The organism is Cylindrospermopsis raciborskii Cr2010 (genome assembly GCF_003367075.2).
Lineage (GTDB): Bacteria > Cyanobacteriota > Cyanobacteriia > Cyanobacteriales > Nostocaceae > Raphidiopsis > Raphidiopsis raciborskii.
Map to the genome: position 1 here is coordinate 3,226,310 of NZ_CP065936.1, position 21,836 is coordinate 3,248,145.

18 protein-coding genes are annotated in these 21,836 nt (G+C 38.0%); 9 read left to right on the forward strand and 9 right to left on the reverse strand.

The features are described 5' to 3' along the window. Positions 1-56 precede the first annotated feature (56 nt). Together C6N34_RS14765 and C6N34_RS14770 are read left to right on the forward strand one after the other, a co-directional pair. Positions 57-1,055, forward strand: coding sequence for a mechanosensitive ion channel family protein (locus C6N34_RS14765; RefSeq protein WP_236107172.1), 999 nt, complete (start codon positions 57-59; stop codon positions 1,053-1,055). A gap of 163 nt (positions 1,056-1,218) precedes the next feature. Continuing rightward, the gene (locus C6N34_RS14770; RefSeq protein ID WP_115538263.1) at positions 1,219-2,820 is read left to right on the forward strand and encodes a mechanosensitive ion channel family protein; all 1,602 of its coding nucleotides are present in this window, start codon (positions 1,219-1,221) and stop codon (positions 2,818-2,820) included. A 102-nt stretch (positions 2,821-2,922) separates the two neighbouring features. Here C6N34_RS14770 and C6N34_RS14775 read toward each other — a convergent pair whose 3' ends face one another. Continuing rightward, entirely contained in the window at positions 2,923-4,431 is a 1,509-nt protein-coding gene (locus tag C6N34_RS14775; protein WP_006278159.1) for a radical SAM protein, read from the reverse strand. Between the two features lie 347 nt (positions 4,432-4,778). Here C6N34_RS14775 and C6N34_RS14780 point away from each other — a divergent pair, with 347 nt between their 5' ends. Beyond that, positions 4,779-5,276, forward strand: a complete 498-nt coding sequence (locus tag C6N34_RS14780) for a DUF427 domain-containing protein (RefSeq protein ID WP_006278161.1) — start codon at positions 4,779-4,781, stop codon at positions 5,274-5,276. Positions 5,277-5,279: 3 nt separating this feature from the next. Continuing rightward, positions 5,280-6,635, forward strand: coding sequence for a hypothetical protein (locus C6N34_RS14785; RefSeq protein ID WP_115538262.1), 1,356 nt, complete (start codon positions 5,280-5,282; stop codon positions 6,633-6,635). On the opposite strand, the gene C6N34_RS14790 is transcribed toward C6N34_RS14785, so the two are convergent. From C6N34_RS14790 to C6N34_RS14810, 5 genes are all read right to left on the reverse strand, one after another. Further along, positions 6,630-8,204, reverse strand: a complete 1,575-nt coding sequence (locus tag C6N34_RS14790; protein ID WP_115538282.1) for a glycine betaine ABC transporter substrate-binding protein — start codon at positions 8,202-8,204, stop codon at positions 6,630-6,632. The two genes, C6N34_RS14785 and C6N34_RS14790, sit on opposite strands and share 6 nt — an antisense overlap. A 31-nt stretch (positions 8,205-8,235) precedes the next feature. Next, complete coding sequence (locus tag C6N34_RS14795) at positions 8,236-8,994, reverse strand: ATP-binding cassette domain-containing protein (protein ID WP_006278164.1); 759 nt, start codon at positions 8,992-8,994, stop codon at positions 8,236-8,238. A gap of 33 nt (positions 8,995-9,027) precedes the next feature. Continuing rightward, complete coding sequence (gene bchM, locus C6N34_RS14800) at positions 9,028-9,711, reverse strand: magnesium protoporphyrin IX methyltransferase (RefSeq protein ID WP_115538261.1); 684 nt, start codon at positions 9,709-9,711, stop codon at positions 9,028-9,030. A gap of 77 nt (positions 9,712-9,788) precedes the next feature. Next, on the reverse strand, positions 9,789-10,799 hold the full coding sequence (locus C6N34_RS14805) for a hypothetical protein (protein WP_115538260.1): 1,011 nt from the start codon (positions 10,797-10,799) through the stop codon (positions 9,789-9,791). Continuing rightward, positions 10,780-12,138 (reverse strand): ATP-binding protein, encoded by a 1,359-nt coding sequence (locus C6N34_RS14810; RefSeq protein ID WP_057177120.1) that lies wholly within the window; start codon positions 12,136-12,138, stop codon positions 10,780-10,782. The genes C6N34_RS14805 and C6N34_RS14810 overlap by 20 nt, the downstream gene beginning before the upstream one ends. A gap of 290 nt (positions 12,139-12,428) precedes the next feature. Between C6N34_RS14810 and C6N34_RS14815 the strand changes: the two genes are divergently transcribed. From C6N34_RS14815 to C6N34_RS14825, 3 genes are all read left to right on the forward strand, one after another. Beyond that, positions 12,429-13,688, forward strand: coding sequence for a phosphotransferase family protein (locus C6N34_RS14815; RefSeq protein WP_115538259.1), 1,260 nt, complete (start codon positions 12,429-12,431; stop codon positions 13,686-13,688). A 134-nt stretch (positions 13,689-13,822) separates the two neighbouring features. Next, positions 13,823-15,034: a T3SS effector HopA1 family protein gene (locus tag C6N34_RS14820; RefSeq protein ID WP_082604641.1), complete on the forward strand. Its 1,212-nt coding sequence runs from the start codon at positions 13,823-13,825 to the stop codon at positions 15,032-15,034. A gap of 28 nt (positions 15,035-15,062) precedes the next feature. Further along, entirely contained in the window at positions 15,063-15,512 is a 450-nt protein-coding gene (locus tag C6N34_RS14825) for an acyl-CoA thioesterase (protein WP_057177236.1), read from the forward strand. Here C6N34_RS14825 and C6N34_RS14830 read toward each other — a convergent pair. The 3 genes from C6N34_RS14830 to menA are packed head-to-tail and all read right to left on the reverse strand — an operon-like array spanning position 15,505 to position 18,867. Then, the gene (locus C6N34_RS14830) at positions 15,505-16,974 is read right to left on the reverse strand and encodes a 2-succinylbenzoate--CoA ligase (protein ID WP_115538258.1); all 1,470 of its coding nucleotides are present in this window, start codon (positions 16,972-16,974) and stop codon (positions 15,505-15,507) included. The two genes, C6N34_RS14825 and C6N34_RS14830, sit on opposite strands and share 8 nt — an antisense overlap. After that, on the reverse strand, positions 16,956-17,969 hold the full coding sequence (locus C6N34_RS14835; protein WP_057177117.1) for an o-succinylbenzoate synthase: 1,014 nt from the start codon (positions 17,967-17,969) through the stop codon (positions 16,956-16,958). The genes C6N34_RS14830 and C6N34_RS14835 overlap by 19 nt, the downstream gene beginning before the upstream one ends. 4 nt (positions 17,970-17,973) lie before the next feature. Further along, complete coding sequence (gene menA, locus C6N34_RS14840; RefSeq protein ID WP_115538257.1) at positions 17,974-18,867, reverse strand: 2-carboxy-1,4-naphthoquinone phytyltransferase; 894 nt, start codon at positions 18,865-18,867, stop codon at positions 17,974-17,976. Positions 18,868-19,067: 200 nt separating this feature from the next. Here menA and C6N34_RS14845 point away from each other — a divergent pair, with 200 nt between their 5' ends. Then, positions 19,068-20,489 (forward strand): isochorismate synthase, encoded by a 1,422-nt coding sequence (locus C6N34_RS14845; RefSeq protein WP_115538256.1) that lies wholly within the window; start codon positions 19,068-19,070, stop codon positions 20,487-20,489. 46 nt (positions 20,490-20,535) lie between these two features. Continuing rightward, on the forward strand, positions 20,536-21,717 hold the full coding sequence (locus C6N34_RS14850; RefSeq protein WP_115538255.1) for a class I SAM-dependent methyltransferase: 1,182 nt from the start codon (positions 20,536-20,538) through the stop codon (positions 21,715-21,717). Positions 21,718-21,836 lie beyond the last annotated feature (119 nt).

A 21,836-nucleotide genomic window follows, 5' to 3' on the forward strand; every position in this document is an offset into this window, starting at 1 on the left:
AGATAGCTGCAATTTTGATAATACTAACACTAATACAAGTGTTGAGAAGGTTTTTTGTGGGAGTACTGATCAAAACCATAGAAAATCTGACAAAGAAAACAAAAACCACACTGGATGATGAGTTCATTAGTATTATTAAGCCAGCTTTAAACTGGTTAATTTTGATAGGGGGATTTTGGATAGTTAAGGAAATTCTTGCTCAGGAGTTGGGTGTCAAACTGACAGAGACTATTGGCAAGAGTTTAAATCTAATAGTGATCTTCATTATTGGTTATATTGTTTATCGTTCTTCTTCAATTTTGGGGCAAATAATTGCCAACTTTGTGCTGCAAACTGAAACTGAGTTAGATGAGTTGCTCAGACCACTAATGCCCAAGATTTTTCAATCAGCTGCAGTGGTTGTCTTGGCAATCAAGATCAGTGAAATATTTTTAGGTCAATCTGCAGGTGCACTTGTTGGTCTGTTAGGTGGTGCTGGTATTACCTTTGGTTTATTACTTAAAGATATCGTTTATGACTGGTTTTGTACGGTGATTATCTATTCTGATTCTCTGTTTAAAGAAGGTGACTGGGTAGGAGTATCAGGACTGGATGGTTTTGTACAGGTTCTACATATTGGTTTTAGAACTACAACACTGCATGTAGTTAAATGGGGTTCAATTATCAAGATGCCCAATTCTCGGTTGATTGGTGGAGTGGTGGAAAATTGGTCCCAAAATCCAGGGGAAGAATTAAGGTGGGGTCTGAATTTGGTTCTCAAAATAGATGGCATTTCCGCACGACAAACTGCCAGAATCTGTGATAGCATTCAACAAATGCCAAAGTCTATTGCTGGATTATCTCCTATTTCTACAGTCAGGTTCAAAAACATTGAAAAAAACGCCCGTGTAATTGAGATAATGGCATTTGTTAATGATGATAACCTCTATTTTCAGGCCGAGAGGGAATTAAATTTAGCAATCTTGGAAATGTTAGAGCAAGAGGGTATTGATTTCCTCTATGTGGATCTAAGAACTGAGCCGGAAAAATATAAGCTCTCTATTGACAATAATTGAAGATTAGTACGTCTTTAATGTTGGTAGTCAGTTATTTATGGTTTGGTAATAGTTTCTTTATAGTTTTCACTCCCATAAAATTATAATCGTGCTAATATAGCACTAATGCTGGGTTGTGCATCTATCTTGCAACTATTTTTTTACCGAAAATCCAAGGTACTGCATGAACCAACTAATTATTGTTAACACCTCAATTATCCTGGTTGAGATACTGGCGATCGCAATTTTTTTCTTGATATCAAGGTGGTTACTAACCAAATTTTGCCACTTCCTGGTTCAAATACCCTTATTTGAGGGGAAAACCACCAAAATTAGACTAATTCGTCGCAATGTTACTGCTTTACTGTTGCTTACTTGCTTAGTAGTAAGTCTTGGAATTATTGGTGTCAACAGTTTCTTAATCTATCAGGGCGAAAACCTAAAAGAATATACCATAAACTTGATCCACCTTATTCCATCAGGATTTTGGTTAGGTTTGGGAGTTGGCATTACCCAGAGTCTAGGGTTAATAATTGCAGCAGCTTTTGTGATCAAATTACTTAATTATTGGTTGAAGATAGGCGTTAAAAAAGTTAAAAGTTTAGATCAAAATACAGCTGACGATGAAAGCGTAGATGCTTTTTTTACCACTCTTAACCGCAGAATAACCCTGGGAGTTTGGTTATGGATAGTGGTTGTTTGTACCCAATTCCTGAAACTACCATCAATAGTTACAGAATACCTTTATATAGGACTAAGAATTTATCTAAGCATTGCTATTGGGTTACTTATACTCAAAGCAGTAGCAGCAGTTGTTGATATTTTGGATGTTCTTAGCGTTAGATACTCTAGTCCAGATAATTTATTGAGGTTTTATGAACGACTACGACACTTAGTTCCTTTTTTGAAACGGTGTTTGGAATTTGTAGTTTACGTATCTACCGCCACATTAGTTGTTCAGCAAGTACAATTAATAGCTAATTTGGCAAATTTTGGCGTAAAAATTATCAAAATTATTGCCATCATCTTTATCAGTCGAGTTGTTTTCGAGATAATTTACCTACTGCTAGAAGAGTTTCTGTTTACCCAACAGGACTTAACTGACACACAAAGAAGTAGACGATTAACTATGATTCCCTTGTTTCGTAGTTTGTTGCAGTATTTAATTTACTTTGGGGTTGCAGTTTCCATTCTTTATACTTTAGAGATTAATCCCACCCCCATTCTTGCAGGGGCGGGAATTATCGGTATTGCTGTAGGATTGGGAGCACAAACCCTAATTAATGATATAGTTTGTGGTTTTTTCATTCTGTTTGAAAACTATTATTTGGTCGGTGATTATATTCAAGCGGGAAAAGCAGAAGACAAAACTGTTGAAGGTATTGTTGAAGCTATTGAACTGAGAACTACTCGTATTAGAAACACTAATGGGCAATTGCACATAATTCGTAATGGGGATATTGGATCTATTACCAACTATTCTAAACAATATATATTTGCTACGGTAGATGTTAGTGTACCTGCCAACTGCAATTTGTCGAGCGTATGTCAGGTGATTGAAGAAATAGGAAAAAAGCTAAAAATTGATCAGTTAGATGTGCTGGAGTCAACGTTTGTAGAAGGTGTAGAAAGTTTAAGTGAGTCCCACTTATTGTTACGAACCTTGACAAAAGTTAAACCGGGAAAACATCTTCACATTCAGCGTGTTTTGCGTCAACTTTACATAGACAATTTTCAGGATCTAGGGATTTTACTTCCTCCTAATATTACAAAAGTTGAGGATTAAGTAGGTGGGTGGAATTAAATAAAATATAAGATGAACGTAGGATGGGTTTTGTTCCTCAACCCATCCTGCAAATAATTGTGCCTCCGTACTTAAGAGATTTAATTAACGGGGTGAGGTCCTACCCAATGGCATGGAGTCAGTTGTCCATTGATCGCCCAGACTACGAAATAGAGATAATTGCCAGTCAGAAACCTCTTCATAGCTGAGATGATGAGTATCAGCACAACTTGTCCAAAAATTGCCACGAATTGTGGGATCTTCAAAACGCAGTAGGTTAAGTTTTTTTATATTTTGTTCTTGTGGGGTTCCTGGAATTGGAATAATTGAGTAGGGGGTAATAAAAAAGTTGAGGGATGGATTAATAGTTCTAAGATCTTGTTTTAGCTCACTAATTGCTTCTTCTAGATAGAGAAAACTATCTCGATTATCGTCAGGTAAACCAATGATGAAACCATAGGAAATAGTTGGAACCCCCGCATGTACAATGGCTCGGAGCATTTTGCAGTGCTGTTGCCAAGGGAGTAGTTTTTTGTACGATTGACGACCTATGAAGGGGCGTTCAGCAGGGACATAGGCCATGAAGCAACCAGTTTTACCATCCCAACCCCACATGGCTTGCACAAGTTCTTCATCCGGATCTAAATCCTCTGGATTTCGCTCTTTACCCCGTCCCCTAGTTGCTTTTTTTAGTTCGATACCATTGTCCCAGGAAACGGGGAGGTTCATTTTTCTCAGTCCTTCGGTGATATCCAACACCTCTTGTCGTCCTTCATCTCCAAATAGTACTCGACCGAGAAACTGATCTGAATCAGAAACAATACTTTTTGCCCCTGCTTCTTTTTGTCGAGTTGCCCATGATAAAGCCTTTTCAGGAGTCATTCTTAAATACCCTGATCCATAGGTCGGAGTCTGGCAAAAGTCGCAGGTGCGATCGCATCCCAAATCAAACATAGCAGAACCTACTGGTAATAGGGAGGATTCAGCCAGGTTATCCATAAAATCTTGGCCGCCTCCTAAACAAGCATTAGCAACTGCAACTGAAGGCAAAAACCAATCTTGGGGGTGTAGAGGGTGGCGACGTTTACGATACTCAGTTCCATCAGCAAAAAGCACCCCTGATAATTCTTCTCGTTGGGGTTGTCCTAAAATATGATCGAAAATTGCCCAGTTTGCCGCCCCTGACTTATCTGTAACAACCACTGTAGCTCCCGCATGGAAGTAATAATTGGGTTGGGCAATCACATCGGAACCACCGACCACTATGGGTTTGCCCCCTTTAGCTAGATGGGCCAAAAGAAAACCTGTCAATTCCCTGTATATTGTAAAGTTATTGGTAATACCCCAGGCGTCACAAGATTGAGGGTCAATAGAGGAAACCCTCTTTCCATAAGCAATTTTCAGAAGATTCATTCCCTTCCAATAGGTTTCTCCAAACAGTTCTTCTTCCGTGCCTTTTTTAAGGTTAAATAACTCCACCTCAAACCCGCCAGCTTCCAGGTTCGACATCAAAATCTGCTTACTAATTAGTGGATGTTGATTTTGCTCGGTCCAGTCATTGCCATCGGGATCGAGAAGTTTGAGTTGAGGTAGTTCTACGAGTCCAATCTTCATGAATCTTATACTCTTGAGGTTTTTAAAAAATACATTTTCTGAAAACTTGGATGAATTCAATACTAAATGGAAATTTTACCTTCTTTTAAATCCGGCTAAACCCCACAATAAACTCTTCCAACAGATCCCCAATTCCACTTCTGATGTGGAAAAGGAATGGTAATATAATACCACTGTTGGTAATAATAAAGGTCTTTTTCATTAATTACACGGTCAATTTTTGTAACTTTTCCACGATGTTATGGTATTATGAACTAAGAGGTTAGAATTTAGAAAAGCTAACTTCGCACAAAAAAATCTTCAAGGCTTTAACCCCTGGAGCATGAACCAGAAAGAGTAACCTACAAATGATCAGACCAAATCCCATTCCCCCACAACCAGGACAGGAATCAGTTTGGGACTATCCCCGTCCCGCTATTCTAGAGAGTACTGGCAAACACCTAAAAGTAATTTGTAACGGGGTTGTTTTAGCTGAAACTACCCAGGGTAAAAGAGTTCTTGAGACCAGTCACCCCCCTACCTATTACTTTCCGCCCACTGATGTCAAACTGGAATGCTTAATAGCCACATCTAAGAAAAATCTGTGCGAATGGAAGGGAGCATACCAGTACTACGATGTACAGATTGGTGAGCGTCTAATCAAATATGCAGCTTGGCGATATTTTGCTCCTACGCCTGACTTTCTCCCTATTCAAGAATACTATGGGTTTATTGCAGCTTTGATGGATGCTTGCTACGTTGATAACGAGCTAGTCACACCCCAAGCTGGTGATTTTTATGGAGGATGGGTTACTGCGGATATTGTGGGGCCATTTAAAGGAGGTATGGGTACTTGGGGATGGTAAATAATGAAAATATCAGTGCTTAAAATTGATAAATGTAAAATTCAAGAACATCACTTAGAAATTATCTATAGCGTAGATGAATTTGAGTTTGCAACTAAGATTTTCTACCATGATGTTTCCTTATGGGAGTTGATCGAGAAATATTCTCGATCGTATATAGAGAAAATAGTTGCCCATATTGCCCTATTTGAGGGGATGAAATTCTGCTCTCTATTTCCCCAATATTATGATATTTCCAGCATTGCTAAACATCTAGAATCTGAAGCTTTAGATTTATTTGTTCAAATATATCAAGGAGTATTTGGCCAGCATTGGTATGAGAATAACATCACCAATTATCAACACCCAGAAATTATTAGCTATCAAGAGATGGGAGCAAGTGATCCCAGAGAAATCTTGGGAGACAATCAAACTATTCTCACAGGTTGTGGAGGAGGTAAAGACAGCATTTTAGCTATGAAAATATTAGAACAAGCAGGTATACCCTTTGCCTCACTGCAATATTCTCATAGTGTTTATGGCAAAGCAGACTTTCAACACAAATTAATCTCTCAGGTTGTGCAATGCATCAAACCGATCGAAAAGCATCAAATATCTATTTATGACGATTTCACCGAGTCACCTTTTTTAAAAATATATTTCCCTGAAAACTCTGGTATTATTGCACCAGAAACACCAGTTTCAATTTTTCAGTCCCTGATTTTAATATTGGACCGGGGTTACCACTACCTATGTTTAGCCCATGAAAAAAGTGCTAATACAGGTAATTTATACTGGGAAGAACTAGGGAAAGAAGTCAATCATCAATGGGGTAAAGGTTTATTAGCAGAACAGATTTTAAACCTGTTTATCCAAGAGCATCTTTTGACAAACTTCACCTATTTTAGCATTTTACAACCGATTTACGACTTTCGCATTTTTCGGAACTTTAGCCAATACCCTGAATTGATCCCTAGAATACATTCTTGCAATGTACACAAACCCTGGTGTTATAAATGTCCCAAATGTGCATATGTTTGGCTGGGACTAATGGCATTTTCTCCCATAAATATGGTCGAGAAAGTTTTTAAAAACAACCTATTTGATGATTTAGATCTAATTCCTATTTTTCGAGAAATGATGGGTTTAGCTCAGCATACACCATTTGAATGTATTGGAGAAATTCAAGAGAGTTGGTTGTTAATGAGAAAGTGTTTAGATAGGGGAATAACAGGTAGAGTTTCAGACATATTTAAAGAAGAAATATTATCAAATTCCCAGATTCATTGGGAAGAAATAGAAGCTAAATATAATAGGGTTTATGAAGAAGAACATGATATTCCTGATTGGATATTTAAGAAAATCAAGGAACAGTTATAACTTTTCTGATTTTAACCATTCCCTCACCACATCTTCTACAGCAAGAGATTGATTGTCTACTTGATAATTCATCTTTTGCATTTGAGTGGTAGATATTCTCCCGACCAACTGATTAATCGCAGGTTCCAATTCTGGGTATTTTTCCAGAATTTGTTGGTTAAACACAGGGACAGCTTGATAGGGTGGAAAGTATTTCTTATCATCTGCTAGAATTACCAAATCCAAAACCGGAATTAATCCATCTGTAGAATTTGCAGCTATTAAGTCTACCTGTTTTTGCTTCAAAGCCTCATACATTAAACCCAACTCCATTTGTTTAATATCAGCAAATTGTAATTGATATGTTTTAGACAAACCTGGATAACCATCTGCTCGTTCCAAAAATTCATAGCCGAAACCAGCTTTTAATTGATTACTATAACTAGCTATTTGTGAAAGATTTTTAACCTGCCATTTTTTAGCATCTTCACTGCGAATAATTAGGGCATAGTTGTTTTCAAATCCTAAAGATGGCATCACAGTTAAGTTATATTTTTCCCGATATGCTTGTTTAGTTTTCTCATAAACAGTTTGAGGATCTGTAATTGGCTTCTCCTTTAAAATTGCTGTAAATGCAGTGCCAGTATACTCTATATAACCTGCGATCTTACCAGCTTTTACTGCTTCGTGACAAACAAAAGTACCCCCCAAATTAAACTTACGTTCCACCCGTAACTGGGTATGATTTTCTATTTGTTGTGCTAAAATTTCTCCCAATATCACCTGCTCGGTAAAGTTTTTCGACCCAATAGTAATGGTTGCCAATTTTGGTGTTTTAGACTGTAAATTAAGTACATTATTAAATACATTAAAAATCACTAATCCACATAATATCAAACCTATCACTGAAATTATCCCCAAACTTTTACTAAAGATCCCAGAAACTGGTTCTTTATTACCCTTACCAACTATTTGTTGAGTCAGATAATTTTCCAACATACCCAGGCAAAAATCCGCACCTAGAGCAATGAGAGCAGAAGGAATTGCGCCCGCCAAAATCAGTTCATTATTAACTGTAGAAATTCCCCGGAAAATAAATGTTCCTAAACCACCACCACCAATAGCAGCAGCAATAGTGGCAATTCCTACAGATATGACAGTTGCTACCCTTACACCAGCTAAAATCACCGGTAAAGCCAAAGGAATTTCCACCTTTAATAGCAACTCCCTTTCTGTCATTCCCATGCCAATTCCTGCTTCTCTAATCGCAGGACTAATGCCATTAATACCAATATAAGTATTACGAATAATAGGTAGTAAAGCATAAAGCGTTAAAGCAACAATAGCAGGATTTCTACCAATCCCACCCAAAAAAGGCACAGAAATTAAAAAACCAAATATAGCCAAACTGGGAACTGTCTGAATAGCATTAGCTAAACCTAAAATCGCTGGCGCAAATTTGGGTCTGTGAGTAATATAAATTCCCAAAGGAATACCAATAGTAATTGCTATCATCATAGCAATACTCACTAACACTAAATGCTCCAGACTACCAATCAGAATTTCTTTACTGTGTTGCAATAAAAACATAGCTTTAACTTTATTTTGGGGATTGGGGCACTTATTCTCGACGTTTACCAGCATTTAAACACGCCAAAAATGCCTTAGCTTCCGGATGTGAAGATTGGAGGAATTCTTCTGTTGTACCCAAAGCAACTAAGTTCCCCTCACACATTAATCCAATTCTGGATGCTAAAAAGAATGCTTCTTGAATATCATGAGTTACAAATACCACTGTTTTGCCCAGTTGTTGTTGTAAATGCTGGAATTGTTGTTGTAATTCCCAACGTGTAATCGGATCTAGAGCTGCAAAGGGTTCATCCATTAATAATATGGGTGGATCCGCTGCTAATGCTCTAGCAACTCCTATTCTTTGTCTTTGTCCCCCCGAGAGTTGGTGGGGATAACGATGGACAAACTTAGTTGGTTCCAACCCAACCAGGTCTAGCATTTCATAGACCCTAGTTTTAATTTTTTTGCCAGACCATTTTTCTAGGGATGGTATAAGTCCAATATTTTCAGCCACATTAAAATGGGGGAACAAACCAGTTTCTTGAATCACATAACCCATGCTTCTCCTCAGTTTAATCACATCCCATTTATTCGTGGAGAGACCTTGCACAAAAACTTCCCCTTGGGTAGGTACAAGCAAATGATTAATTAATTTCAGGGTAGTGGTTTTACCGCTACCACTGCGTCCCAGCAATATCAGTGCTTCCCCTTGATTAATTTCTAGATTGAGCTTAGATAAAAGAATACGGTGATTAATTTCAAAACTCACATCCCGAAATTCAACTGCTATCTTCCCATCTGAGGACATAATAATCAATCGTTTTATGGTTTTATTACTATTTTATCGTGTTGCTTCCAGCAATTGGGAGAAATAAAAACGGGTTCTGGTCATGGCTTTTCGTTGAACTGTAAACCCATTTTTTGCCAAGATGTTGATTACATCCACTTCTCGGTGTAAATAGGCACGAGTCGCTTTACTCGGTCCCGGAAAAAAACTACCTATTTTCTTGAGAATGGTCAGCCAAAAGGTTTTGGGAGCAAAACTAATAATGATCCGCGATCGCGCTAAGGAACATAAATGGGATATCATCTCATCTGCTTTTTCTTGGGGATAGTGAATTAGCACGTCCAAACATATTACCGTATGATAGTTACCAGTTAAAGATTCTAAGTCTTGGACGGTAAAGGTAGGGTTGGCGGTATTTTTCAAAGAAATTACAGCTCTATCCTGAGCTTCTGCAACCATTTTTGCCGAAATATCACTGGCGTCAACTTTAGCTCCTTCCACAGCAAGGGGAATACTTAAACTACCCACACCACATCCAGCATCACAAATGGTGAGTTGGGACAAATTCTGGTCATCCTTTAACCAGGTAATAACTGTATCTACAGTTTGTTGATGTCCTGTACGAATGTCTAATTGTACACTGTTTACTTCCCCATCACCATAAATACGTTTCCATCGGTCAAATCCCGTAGAATTAAAATATTCACGTACTATTGTTTTATCATCAGTTGCGTTCATAGTTTTGATTAGATTTTGATTAAGTTTTGACTAGTTCAAAAGTGGAAGAGGTTAATTTGTGGACAGCTAGCAAACAACTATAGTAAATCATCAAAGGGGAACAATTCAACATTATTTTCCTCGTTGTTATCTTCATCATCTGCAAGAGTAGTTTGTGGAGCTAGGGTTTCCAGGTTTTGCAATAATTCCCAAACTTGGTTTTGTAATAGGTCATGTTCATCCCTGAGTAAGGAAATTCGATTTTGCAATTGACTCACTTCTGTTTCGTGTTTTTGTTTATGGTGTTGTAGGTCAACCATTTTGGCTTGTAAACCCTGCTCAGTTTCTATAGCTTCCTGTAATAGGTTCTTTTGTGTCAAGACCTTATCTTCTAAATCTTGACTTTCCGTTCTCAGTTCATGGAGCTTCTCTTCTAGTTGAGGTTTAAGTCTCTGGGAAAGAACTAGGTTGCTTTCTAGTTCCTCTTTTTCTTGTTTATAAATTGCTATTTGAGATTGTAGCTGGCCAATTTCTGACCGTAAAACCTGACAATTAGTATCCAGACGACGCTTCTGAGCTGTTAGATCTATACAAGACTTATGCAATTCTTGCCTACTGTTTTGTAGCTCACCCATGGTTTCTTCCATCGTGCCAATTTCCAACTCTAATTGCCTTTTTTCCGCAGCATAGTTACCTATCTCCCGGTGAATAGTATCTCTCTTATTACGACAATCTAGTATTTGATTTTCCAGTTGTTTTGATTCTGTATATGCTAAAACCTTATGTTGTTCTAATTGTTCGATTTCTCTGACAATGCGATATTTCAACTGCTCCATTTGCCTGATCTTAGGGTAAAGGGAATTTAAAACCATTAATTCATGATTTCTCCGTCGTTTGTCAGCGAATAAGGCAGCTGCATAAGTGGCAATCACAGTAATGATAGCACTAATCAAAGCATGACTAAAATCCCATCGAGGGACAATACTTAAACCAAAACTTATACTGAACGATAGCACACCTATAACCAGTCTATTACTACCTATAATTGATGGTATCTTGCTGACTTTGACTGTATTTATCTGGTGAGAATTAGTAGTTGTTATTGTCATTTGAATCGGCTTGTAGGAAGTCAATAAACTGTCGTGCTGTACGACCGGAACGCCCATTATGACGGGTTGCCCATTGGAGAGCTTGAAATTCTAGATCTTCCCCGCCTAAATCCATACCCGTTTCTGCTGCTAAGTGATGAATTATTTGTAAATAGGTTCTCTGATCAGCAGCTTCAAAGGTTAGTGTTAAACCAAAACGATCTGCAAAAGAAAGTTTCTCCTCCATTGTATCCCAACTATGAACCTCTTGGTGATCCTTTGGGTTTGGTCTGTCAGTAAAATACTCCCTGATTAAATGGCGACGGTTAGATGTAGCGTAAACAACCACATTATTGGGACGGGGGGTTAAACCACCTTCCAAAACAACTTTTAGTGATTTGAAGACATCATCATCCTCTTCAAAGGAAAGATCATCAACGAAAATGATAAATTTCTGAGGTAAATCCCGTAAATACTCCACAATTTGTGGTAAACTATACAACTCTGATTTTCTTACTTCCACCAGGCGCAGATTGTGGTAACCATCCTGATTTAATAGGGATTTTACTAAGGAAGACTTTCCAGAACCACGACTACCATAAAGTAATACATGGAGCGCTGGTTGTCCTGATAATAAAAACCGAGTATTCTTTAACAGGATTTGTTTTTGTTCCTCATAACCTACCAGTGTTTCCAGTTTAACCCTATCAGGATAGGGTATGCCAAAAAACTCCCCATTCTCCCATCTAAAAGCTCGATATTCAGCAAATAACCCGCTTCCCTGGTGTTGATAATAGGTCACCAGGTCCCCAATGATATCACCCCAGTTTTCTAACTGTTGCCAAGTGCTCATTAAATCTTGAAGTATTACTGTTTGGATTGGTTGAGGTTGGGGTTCCTGATACCATACAACTGGGGAAACCGGTAAATGGCATACAGTCTGTACCCACTCACTCAAAAGGGCACAATTACACTCGTACAAGTTTTGTAATATCTGTAGATCATGTTGCGCAGCAGCGATTAATGCTGATGGTAAATCAGTAAATTCTCGCTTTTGAGCCAGTTTAGTAAAGGGATTGTCTGATAGGAGAATTTGTCTAATTAAATATTCTTCCCAAGTTTGCTGACTGCTTGCTAAAGAATGAAAGTAATTGCCATAAGCTTGGAGACAATTACGTCCATCTCCATCCGTATAGCGTATGGCCTGGAGTAATTCTAGAAACGCTATTCCTACTTCCGTTTGTAATACTGACTGATAAAGTAACACAGACGCCGCTTGACGCTGTAAAAATTGGACTTTGGTGTGGAATGAAGTATTAATGGTGGACATGAGCTGATCAGTATATGTATATTTTACCATGAATAGGATAAAAACTAAAAATTCAATGTATACTGGGAGTATTATCGTCAGTGGTGTCAATATTTTACAGGACTATAGAGTCTTCCGTATAATTTGAACTGCAATTGAAGTGCAAATCAAGGTAAATTTGCCATATTGGCAAGTTTTCACTAAATAAACAAGATATTACTAGATAACAGCAATATTTAATGGTTGGTGTATTGTCGCTATCTACTTAATCCTCACAACGGAAAACTCCTCAATTTCCCCATCAATCCGCTCGGTAATTTAAGTAACTGGGAAAGTTATACATGAAAATATCACTGTCTTCCGAAAATGTGATCCAGTACCTTTATGACACAGGTCTGTTCAGTTCACAAGATTCTCCATCCCCTGAATCTGATTTACCTAAAACTACTATTGATAACCATATTTTCTTGGTAAAACTCTCTGGTAACCGCCAAATTCTAATTAAACAAGAAACCCCTAATGGGGAATATCCCAGTAACTACCAGTTCTCGAACGAGTGGGTTTTTCACCAATTACTAGTGCAATTTCCCCTTCTTGGTAATATTCCGGCGATCGCATCTTTACTATTACACTTTGATGCGGAAAACTCTATCCTGGTCTGTACTTTTCTGAGCGAATATATGGAACTGGAGGAATTTTACAAAAATCGCAGTATTTTCCCCCTAGAAATTGCTACTTCTATTGGTAGTGCATTAGCATGTTTACATCGTTCCACTTTCCAGAAGCAGGAATACCGTGATTTTATAGATACTGCACCCGAGGGAGAGTTACGCTACAATTATTACAATCCGGTTCAAGGAATAAGCTCCCTTACCCAGCAGGTGTGGGGCAAAACTCCCACAGCAGCACTGGAATTTCACGCGCTTTATCAACAGTATGAAGAACTAGAATCTGCCATTGCGGATTTATCATACCATTGGAAACCATGTTGTTTAACCCACAATGATTTACAACTAGATAATATTCTAGTTCATTCCCGCTGGCAAAACTTAGATGACTGTCTAGTCAGATTTAAGCAATGGGGAGTATATGCTTGGGGGGATCCCGCTTTTGATTTAGGAACTCTACTCGCTAGTTATCTACAAATATGGCTTTCTAGTTTGGTGGTAGATTCCAGTTTAGACCTAGAAGAATCCCTGGATTTAGCCCTTGTTTCCCTGGATACGGTTCAACCCTCCCTAATTGCAATTATGCGAACCTATCTCCAGATCTTTCCCATGGTTTTAGAATACTTCCCACAGTTTATTATCCGGGTAGTTCAATTTACAGGATTGGCACTTATCCATTATATTCAAAAATGCATCAACTACTATAAGTATTTTGACAAAACTCATTTATCTATGTTAGAGGTTGGCAAAAAACTATTAACCATGCCAGAAAACTCACTATTAAATATTTTTGGCACTTCACCCCAGGAAATTCTGCCATCTGTGATAGGAGTTAAGATAGGGGTTAAAACTTACAGCAAAAAAAATGGCCGGGAAACCGATCGCCAAATAGCACCAATCTACTACCCTAAAACTCGTTTACGCGGTTGTTGATCCCATTAGTGATTATGTTAAGGATTGTTCATCCTATCCTATGGATGTTTGTTAAAACTTTATGTACTATTTGCTGTTAGAGCCTAAATTGCCAGTATATTTGAGTTATATTTCGGAGGTGCAAGTCTATTAAGATGTTGAGTAGTTACCAAGTAAATAATTCCCCCATAAATAGCCATTTGCATGGTCTGCAGTTAAACAATTCCCCCCTAAATAGTCAAATAAGCCAAATCAGTAGTTCTCAAAGTTCCCCAGTAAGTCGACTAGATAATTATCACCTGTCCGTTATTGAGTCCCTATTTGATATTGCTAGAAATATTGAGATTTCAGCGGATTTCTCTATTCAACATCCCCAATATCAACCTTTTGCCATACCTAGTACGGTGGCACAAAGATTTAGACACAATTCACCGGATTTGCAGCAAAAATATCTAAACCTATTGCTGCGCAATTTCCTCCATGGTATTTATTATAACGGGGCACTGCAACCCATTTTATCTACCAATAATCAGCAGTGTGGTCATTTACTAACCAACGGATTAGAACCAAATTATAAATTAGGTGTTGACCGAAATTTTTACCAACAGCTACATGAAAATAATCACGGTATAGGTAACTATGATGCTGAATGGGAGGTATTAAGAACAGAACCAGATGGGACTATTGCCGTGATGAAAAATAATCTCACACTGTATGTAGAACCAGAATGTTATCTCAAGTCCAACCGATCTCCTAATCCTGGTGATTTAATAGGGATTTGGATGCCAAAGAACCGACTGCAAAATGGTTGTTACATAGCAGTTGGCAACTGTAATCAGCAACATCTATCTTATAACCATAATATAAATTATTATTCTAAAAAAATAGTAAAAATCTATTTTAACATTACCCCATCCGGAGCGATCGCCCTGATGAACATTTTAACAAAACGACTAAACGATGCCAGCATTCCCTTTAGTTTTGAAGTATTATATAATCCTATTTCTTATAGAAGGTATGATACAGCCACATTGCATTTTAACTGTCAAGACTATCCAGCTATCCGTAAAATTTTAGAACCAACTTACCTAGAGACCGAAATTTATTTTCAGCCCCAAATACCCCTATTTACCAAATACTTAGCCCCTGGATTGAGTTTAGCTGAAGAACCGAACCAAAAATTCTCTCCAGAAGAGAGTTTTGGTATGAACCGTTGTCAAATAATTGCCAATGCTCTGTTAGAAGCTTGGCAAAAAGGTAAAAATGCCATAGAAGAGCGAATACAGATTATTCAGCAACATTTTGCATCTCAGCTAATTGATTTACATTACCCTTACCTCAATCCCAGCTCTCAGGATGTTTATTGATTATCAACTATATATCTACATATCAACAATGATTTTCACTTATCAAAGAACCATAAGATTTGCGGATACTGATGCAGCAGGGGTTGTTTACTTCGCGAACATTTTAAATATATGTCACGAAGCCTATGAAGATTCCCTAATACATGTTAACATCAACATGAGGAATTTCTTTACCCATCCATCAATAGCTTATCCCATTGTACATGCAAGTGCAGATTATTTACGACCAATTTATTGTGGAGACAAATTAATAATTAACTTGATTCCCAAAAAAATCACCGAGGACAAATTTGACATTAACTATGAAATTAGTGTGAATAACGTGATTGTAGCCAAAGCAATTACCAGACACGTGTGTATTGATGTAGCTACACGGAATAAGAGACAAATGTCAGGTGAGATAATTTCCTGGTTAGAAACTAATCGTAGAGACGTAGAAGATATCGAGAGAAAAAAATCCAGGGAGGAGATTATATGATCATTTCCTGATCGAGAGATTCCAGGACGATCTGTTGAAGTTGTGAAATGTTGATTTTTCCCTGTGGATTACGAGGTAAGCTAACCACGGGAATCCAATATTTAGGAATTTTAAACCTGGTTAATGTTTGCTGGAGTTGGTTTTTGATTTCTGGGATGGGAGTGGGAGGAGATTGGGGGACATAAATAGCTGTTACTGCTTCCCCCCAATTATGATCTGGTATGCCAATTACACACACATCCATAATCAGATTAGTTGCTCGGATTGCTGCTTCCACTTCTGGAGGATAAATATTCTCACCACCGGAAATAATTTTATTACTCCTACGTCCCATAATATGTAAATAACCATTCTGGTCTAAAAATCCCATATCATCGGTTAAAAAACCCTGACTATCCTGCCAAATTGTGGGATAATAGCCCAAAACCAAAGATTTAGCTTTAATCCTAATAGCTCCCAGATGATTTCCCCCATAATGTTCATTTTCCAGAAGATGCTCTATCACAATTTCTGCATGGGGGAGAGTCCGACCACTATTTTTAGTTTTTAAAAACTCATCCGGTGCTATTTTTAAAAACTCATCTGGTTTTAAGGTGGCTATTTGGGAAGCTGTTTCGGTCATACCGTATGTGGGAGCTAACCTAATGCCATTTGCTCTAGCTTTGGTTAATAAATCATTCCATGATGGTCCACCTCCCAATAATACAGTTTCAAACTCCGATAGCCATTGGGTTAATTTTTGATTGTCTAATAGTTTTTGTAATTGAGTTGGCACTAGAGATATAAAAAAGTCTGAGTTTTTTATCTTGTAAATATCTGATGTTTGGTTAGATTCAGATGTGAGCTGTTTAAATGAAGTAATAACTAATTTTCCACCGGTGGTAAAACTTCTTATAAACTGCATCAAACCACTCACATGATATAGTGGTAAAACACAGAAAGAATTCACCGAACTTAAATTAAAATATTCTGTAAATCCCCATACTGACGCGGTGAGAGTTTCCCAGGTATGAATGGCAAATTTAATCTTTCCCGATGAACCACCAGTGGGAATCATAATGCCACTAATCATAGGTTCTTCCGGAATATTAGTGGTGGTAAAATCAGGAAATTTTATCTCATCACCCCAAATAATATCTGGTTTTACTAAATTCCAAACTTGCTCCCATTCATTTTTTTCCCAGTCGGGATTACATAAAAAAACTGCACACTCAGCTGCACAACCAGCAATAAATCCCGCCAGAAATTTTACCGGATCTCGCTGGGCTAAAATGATTTTTAGGGGTTTATATACGGGTTCATGGTTGTGGTCAATTTGCCTATCTAATTGGTGACGTATTTCACCATATAATTCCTTAACAAGGGGTTCAAATTGTTCACCATTTTTAACTATTAACCAATTTTCCCGAGAGATGTTTTTATCTTCTAGATCTGATAAACTTTTTAATAAATAGGATTCCATAAAACTTCTGGCCAGTTTGTAGATTGTAGTGCAAAATAATGATCAATACCAAAACCTAAAGAACGGCAATTACCAGATAGGTTAGATATCCCATAAGATAGTTCCCCAGCTAACTTGAGCGCAGCTTCTCTACCAATAGGAGTTTCAAATACAGAAGAAAATACCAGATCAATGGTGTGATTTTGGCAGAATTCCCTCAACCGAGATGGTGAACCTAAAATAGCTGGTTTGACCACAAAAACTCCTCGCCACCCCATTTGATAACAACTTTCTAACTTTTGCCAGGTAGCAACAGACTCATCTAAAGCGATTTCTGTTAAATATACCTGACTCAATTCTAGCATTTCTTCCAACCTATCCATCCCCAACGGTTGCTCGATAAATTCAATCTTTTCAGAAAATTGATCACAAACTTCTAACCATAATTTAGCCTGTTGATAATTGAGTCCTCCATTAGCGTCTAACCGAATTTTGGCAGATTCTGGTAGTTGACCAACCAGTAAGTGCAAAATTTCTAATTCCTGAGTTATGTCATCCACCGCTATTTTTAGTTTGAAGGTCTCATAACCCTTTTGCCATAAATTTTTCCATCCCTGAACAGCAGCTTCTCCTCTAGGTAATAAAGCACTATATTTCATCTTTTTACTTATTAGGCTTTCATCTCCTAAATGTTGATTTTTAAAAACAGGCATTGAATTGGAAAAATTTTCTCTGGCAGATTCAAAAGCAAATTGACAAGCTGGTAAGTGCGCTGGAATGCCCAAAATCATCTCCAGAGTAATTATCTTTGGTAGTTGACTACAAAACTCCCTAGCTTGTTCTAAGGTTTCTGAACCAAACCAAGCAATAGGAGAAATTTCCCCCCAACCTACTTTCCCAGTTCGGTCAACTAGTCTAATCATTACGCCCTCTCGCATATCCCAAACACCATGATTGGTAATCACAGCATGGGTAAATTTCTGACTAAAGTGACGAAAAGAAAATTGGTACTCCATTTTTCTAACCCAAAATAAACCCTATCCCTAATAACAAACAACTCCAAAAATGCACCCCGATGGCAATGAACTTGCAATTACTCACCTTTTCGGGAAGATGATGGTTTTTCCACACGTGACCACATAATTTCACCCCAAAAGGTAAACTCAACCAACTTAATAGAGTCCAAAAGGGAAAAATCCCTAACAATACCAATAATAAACATATCACATAAATGCTAGCGGTAAACCATACTAAAACTTCCGCACTCCTTTGTGTTCCTAACCTCACAATGGGTGACCGTTTTCCCGCAGCAATGTCATCTTTTACTTGATGAAAATGAGAACAGAATAATACTAAACTAGTTACAATACCCACAATAACCGAAGCAGCTAAATTAGTAGGTGACCAATTTTGGGTTTGACTGTAGTATGCTGCTGTCATCCCCACAGGTCCAAACGCAAAGAAACACAAAACTTCTCCCCAACCCTTATACCCCAATCTAAAGGGAGGTCCCTGGTACACATAACCTAAACTACAACACAATAGAATAAGTCCAATCACAGTTGGATCTTTCTGTAACCAGGCGATCGCAATTATTCCTGACAAACCCAAAACTAGGCACAAATTACCCAACCAAAACATTAATTGCTTATTACCTGTTAAACTTACTAATGAGTGATGTTTATTTTTATCAATACCCGTTTCCGCATCAAAAACATCATTAGTGATATTCTCCCACGCTAGAATCAAAATTGCCGCAGTTGCAAAAATCCCAAATAGGACTCCATGAAAAATTTGAGTTTGCGCAAAAGCGACACAAGATCCCACCCATATAGGCATAATAGCAACACTGTACATTGGTGGTTTAATAGCAGCCATCCATAACTTACGATTGGGTATTTGTCTTGTGGTCATTATTCCTCATCAACTACAATCTAATAAATTTACCACCGGATCCTATACTGAAATTTTATAGTTCTTATAGCTCCAAGTTCCCAGAAGATGCTAATTTGAACTAATAAAACCTGCAATAGAACTAGTAATAGAATTAAAATATTACAATCCATTTGTTACACTTGATCAATAAAACTTAAAAAAAATTAACAGACACATCCATGACAATTTCACCATGTCTTCCAAGATTCCTCACAGATTATAAAGATTTGCATCAACTACTGTTAGCAGTGCAACAAAGATGCTATGAAAATCATCACCAGCAAATTGTTAGCATCTCCCTGGCAATTGATTTTATAGATCCCCTATTTGTATTAGATAAGTTAGGACAAAGGAACACATTGAACTTTTATTTTGAAAATAAAAGTAAAGGGGAAGCCATTGTGGCTATTGATGCCATAAAGAAATTAGATATTAATGGTCAAAACAGATTTAACAAAACGGAAGATTTTATCAAAGATTGTCTAAAAAATATCATTAATTTCGGTAATCTTAATGAACCGTTCACAGGTAGTCACTTTTTTTGCAGTTTTAGTTTTTTTGAACAGCACCAGCATTCAAATTATCCCTTTCCAGCAGCGACAATTTTTCTACCCAAATTACAAGTAGCTGTGAAAAATTCCTCTTGTACTCTAGTAATCAACAAGCTAGTTGATGCTGATGCTGATGTTGATGTTAACCACATACTCCAAGATATCCAAAATAAAATCAGGACTTTACAATCTTTAACCAATGGTCTCCCCATGGCTGTGACTACCTGCAAAAGTTCCCACAGAAGCCAGATAAACAATCCGGACGTTTTTAAAAACTCAGTTTTATCAGCTCTCAAAAAAATAGAGGCTAAACAGTTAAGCAAAATTGTTTTGGCAGACACATTAGATGTATATTCATATAGTTCGTTTAATCTATTAAAATCCCTAAATAATTTAAGGAACTTACATCCTAACTGTTATGTGTTTTGTATTAGTAATGGTCGAGGAGAAAACTTCCTAGGCGCCAGTCCAGAACGACTAATTAGCATTCAAGACCACCAGCTAATCACCGATGCACTAGCTGGTTCAGCTCCCAGGGGTAAAACACCTAAGGAAGATGCAGTTAATGCCCATAGATTAGTCAACAGTAGCAAGGAAAAACACGAACATAACCTGGTAATTGATTTTATCAGTCAGAGACTATCACAACTGGGGTTATTTCCCCAACCCCTAACTCCACGACTACGACAACTGGCAAATATTCAACACCTCTGGACACCAATTACTGCTGTGGTTCCCAATAATGTTCACCCCATAAAAATTGTTGCCCAATTACACCCCACACCTGCTGTAGCAGGGGCGACTAGAGAAATTGCCTGTGCGGAAATTAGGCACTACGAAAAATTTGATCGGGGTCTATATGCTGCACCCCTAGGATGGTTAGATAGTAGGGGAAATTGCGAGTTTATTGTGGGTATTCGTTCCGCTCTTATTAACAATAATTGTGCCAGATTATATGCTGGTGCTGGTATTGTTGCGGGTTCTGACCCTGAACGAGAATTTGCTGAGGTGCAGCTTAAATTACAAGCCTTACTTAAAGCTTTGGTGTAGTGGGTACTTTCTGGTAAACTAGGACCAGCTGCGTTAATCTCTAACAATGTCCGACACCCAAATCACTGCTGCTGTAGCCAAACTTTATGACACTTACCCGTTCCCCCCTGAACCAATTCTAGACCAACCACCACCAGGATATAATTGGCGCTGGAATTGGTTAGCTGCTTATAACTTCTGTACCGGGAGAAAACCCTCAAAACAAGATATCCGGATTTTAGATGCTGGTTGTGGATCGGGAGTTAGCACGGAATATTTAGTACATTTGAATCCCTACTCACATGTAGTAGGAATAGATATTAGTCCAGGTACCCTAGAAGTTGCTAGAAAACGCTGTCAAAGTTCCGGTGCTAACCGGGTGGAATTTCACCACCTGAGTATTTATGATGTGGACCAAATACCAGGAAAGTTTGATTTGATTAATTCCGTTGGTGTACTCCATCATTTACCTGACCCCATCACTGGTATTCAGTCCCTCGCTGGTAAACTGGCACCAGGAGGAATTATGCACATCTTTGTTTATGGTGAATTGGGTAGATGGGAAATACAACTTATGCAAAAGGCGATCGCACTTCTCCAAGGAAGTAAACGTGGCGATTATGGAGATGGGGTGCAAGTGGGTAGAAAAGTATTTGACACTCTACCAGAAAACAATAGAATTGTCAATAGAGAGAAAGCCAGATGGTCATGGGAAAATCAAAAGGACGAGTGTTTTGCTGACATGTACGTCCATCCCCAGGAAATAGATTATAATATTGATTCTTTATTCCAGCTCATAGATGCTTCTGGGTTACAGTTTGTAGGATTTTCCAATCCAGGCTTTTGGAACCTGGAGAGATTATTGGGGAGAGCGCCAGAACTGATGGCAAGAGCCCAAGAACTATCCCCCAGAGAACAATATCGCCTCATAGAACTATTAGACCCCGAAGTTGCCCACTACGAGTTTTTCCTGACTTCTCCTCCCTTAGAAAAAAGCCATTGGCAAGATGATCATGCCCTACTAGCAGCCATACCAGAACTAAACCCTTGTCTGGATGGATTTCCCAGTCGATGTATATTTAATTACGACTACCAGATTATTAATCTATCTCCCCAGGAGTTAGAGTTCATGGAAAAATGTAATGGCTCCCAAACCATATCACAAATTCTCGTAGAAAGTCAAGTGGATTTAGCTGGAGTCAGGAAATTGATAGAGCAGCAATTATTGATACTCAGTCCCAACCCCTAGTTAGAATTGCGATCGCATTGTTAAAGGCGAGTGAGATAAAGGTAAGCGAAACAAGAACAATCTTTGCCAACTTCCGGCAAAAAATTGCCAAAAAAATTAAGTTAATTGTTTTTTCTAAA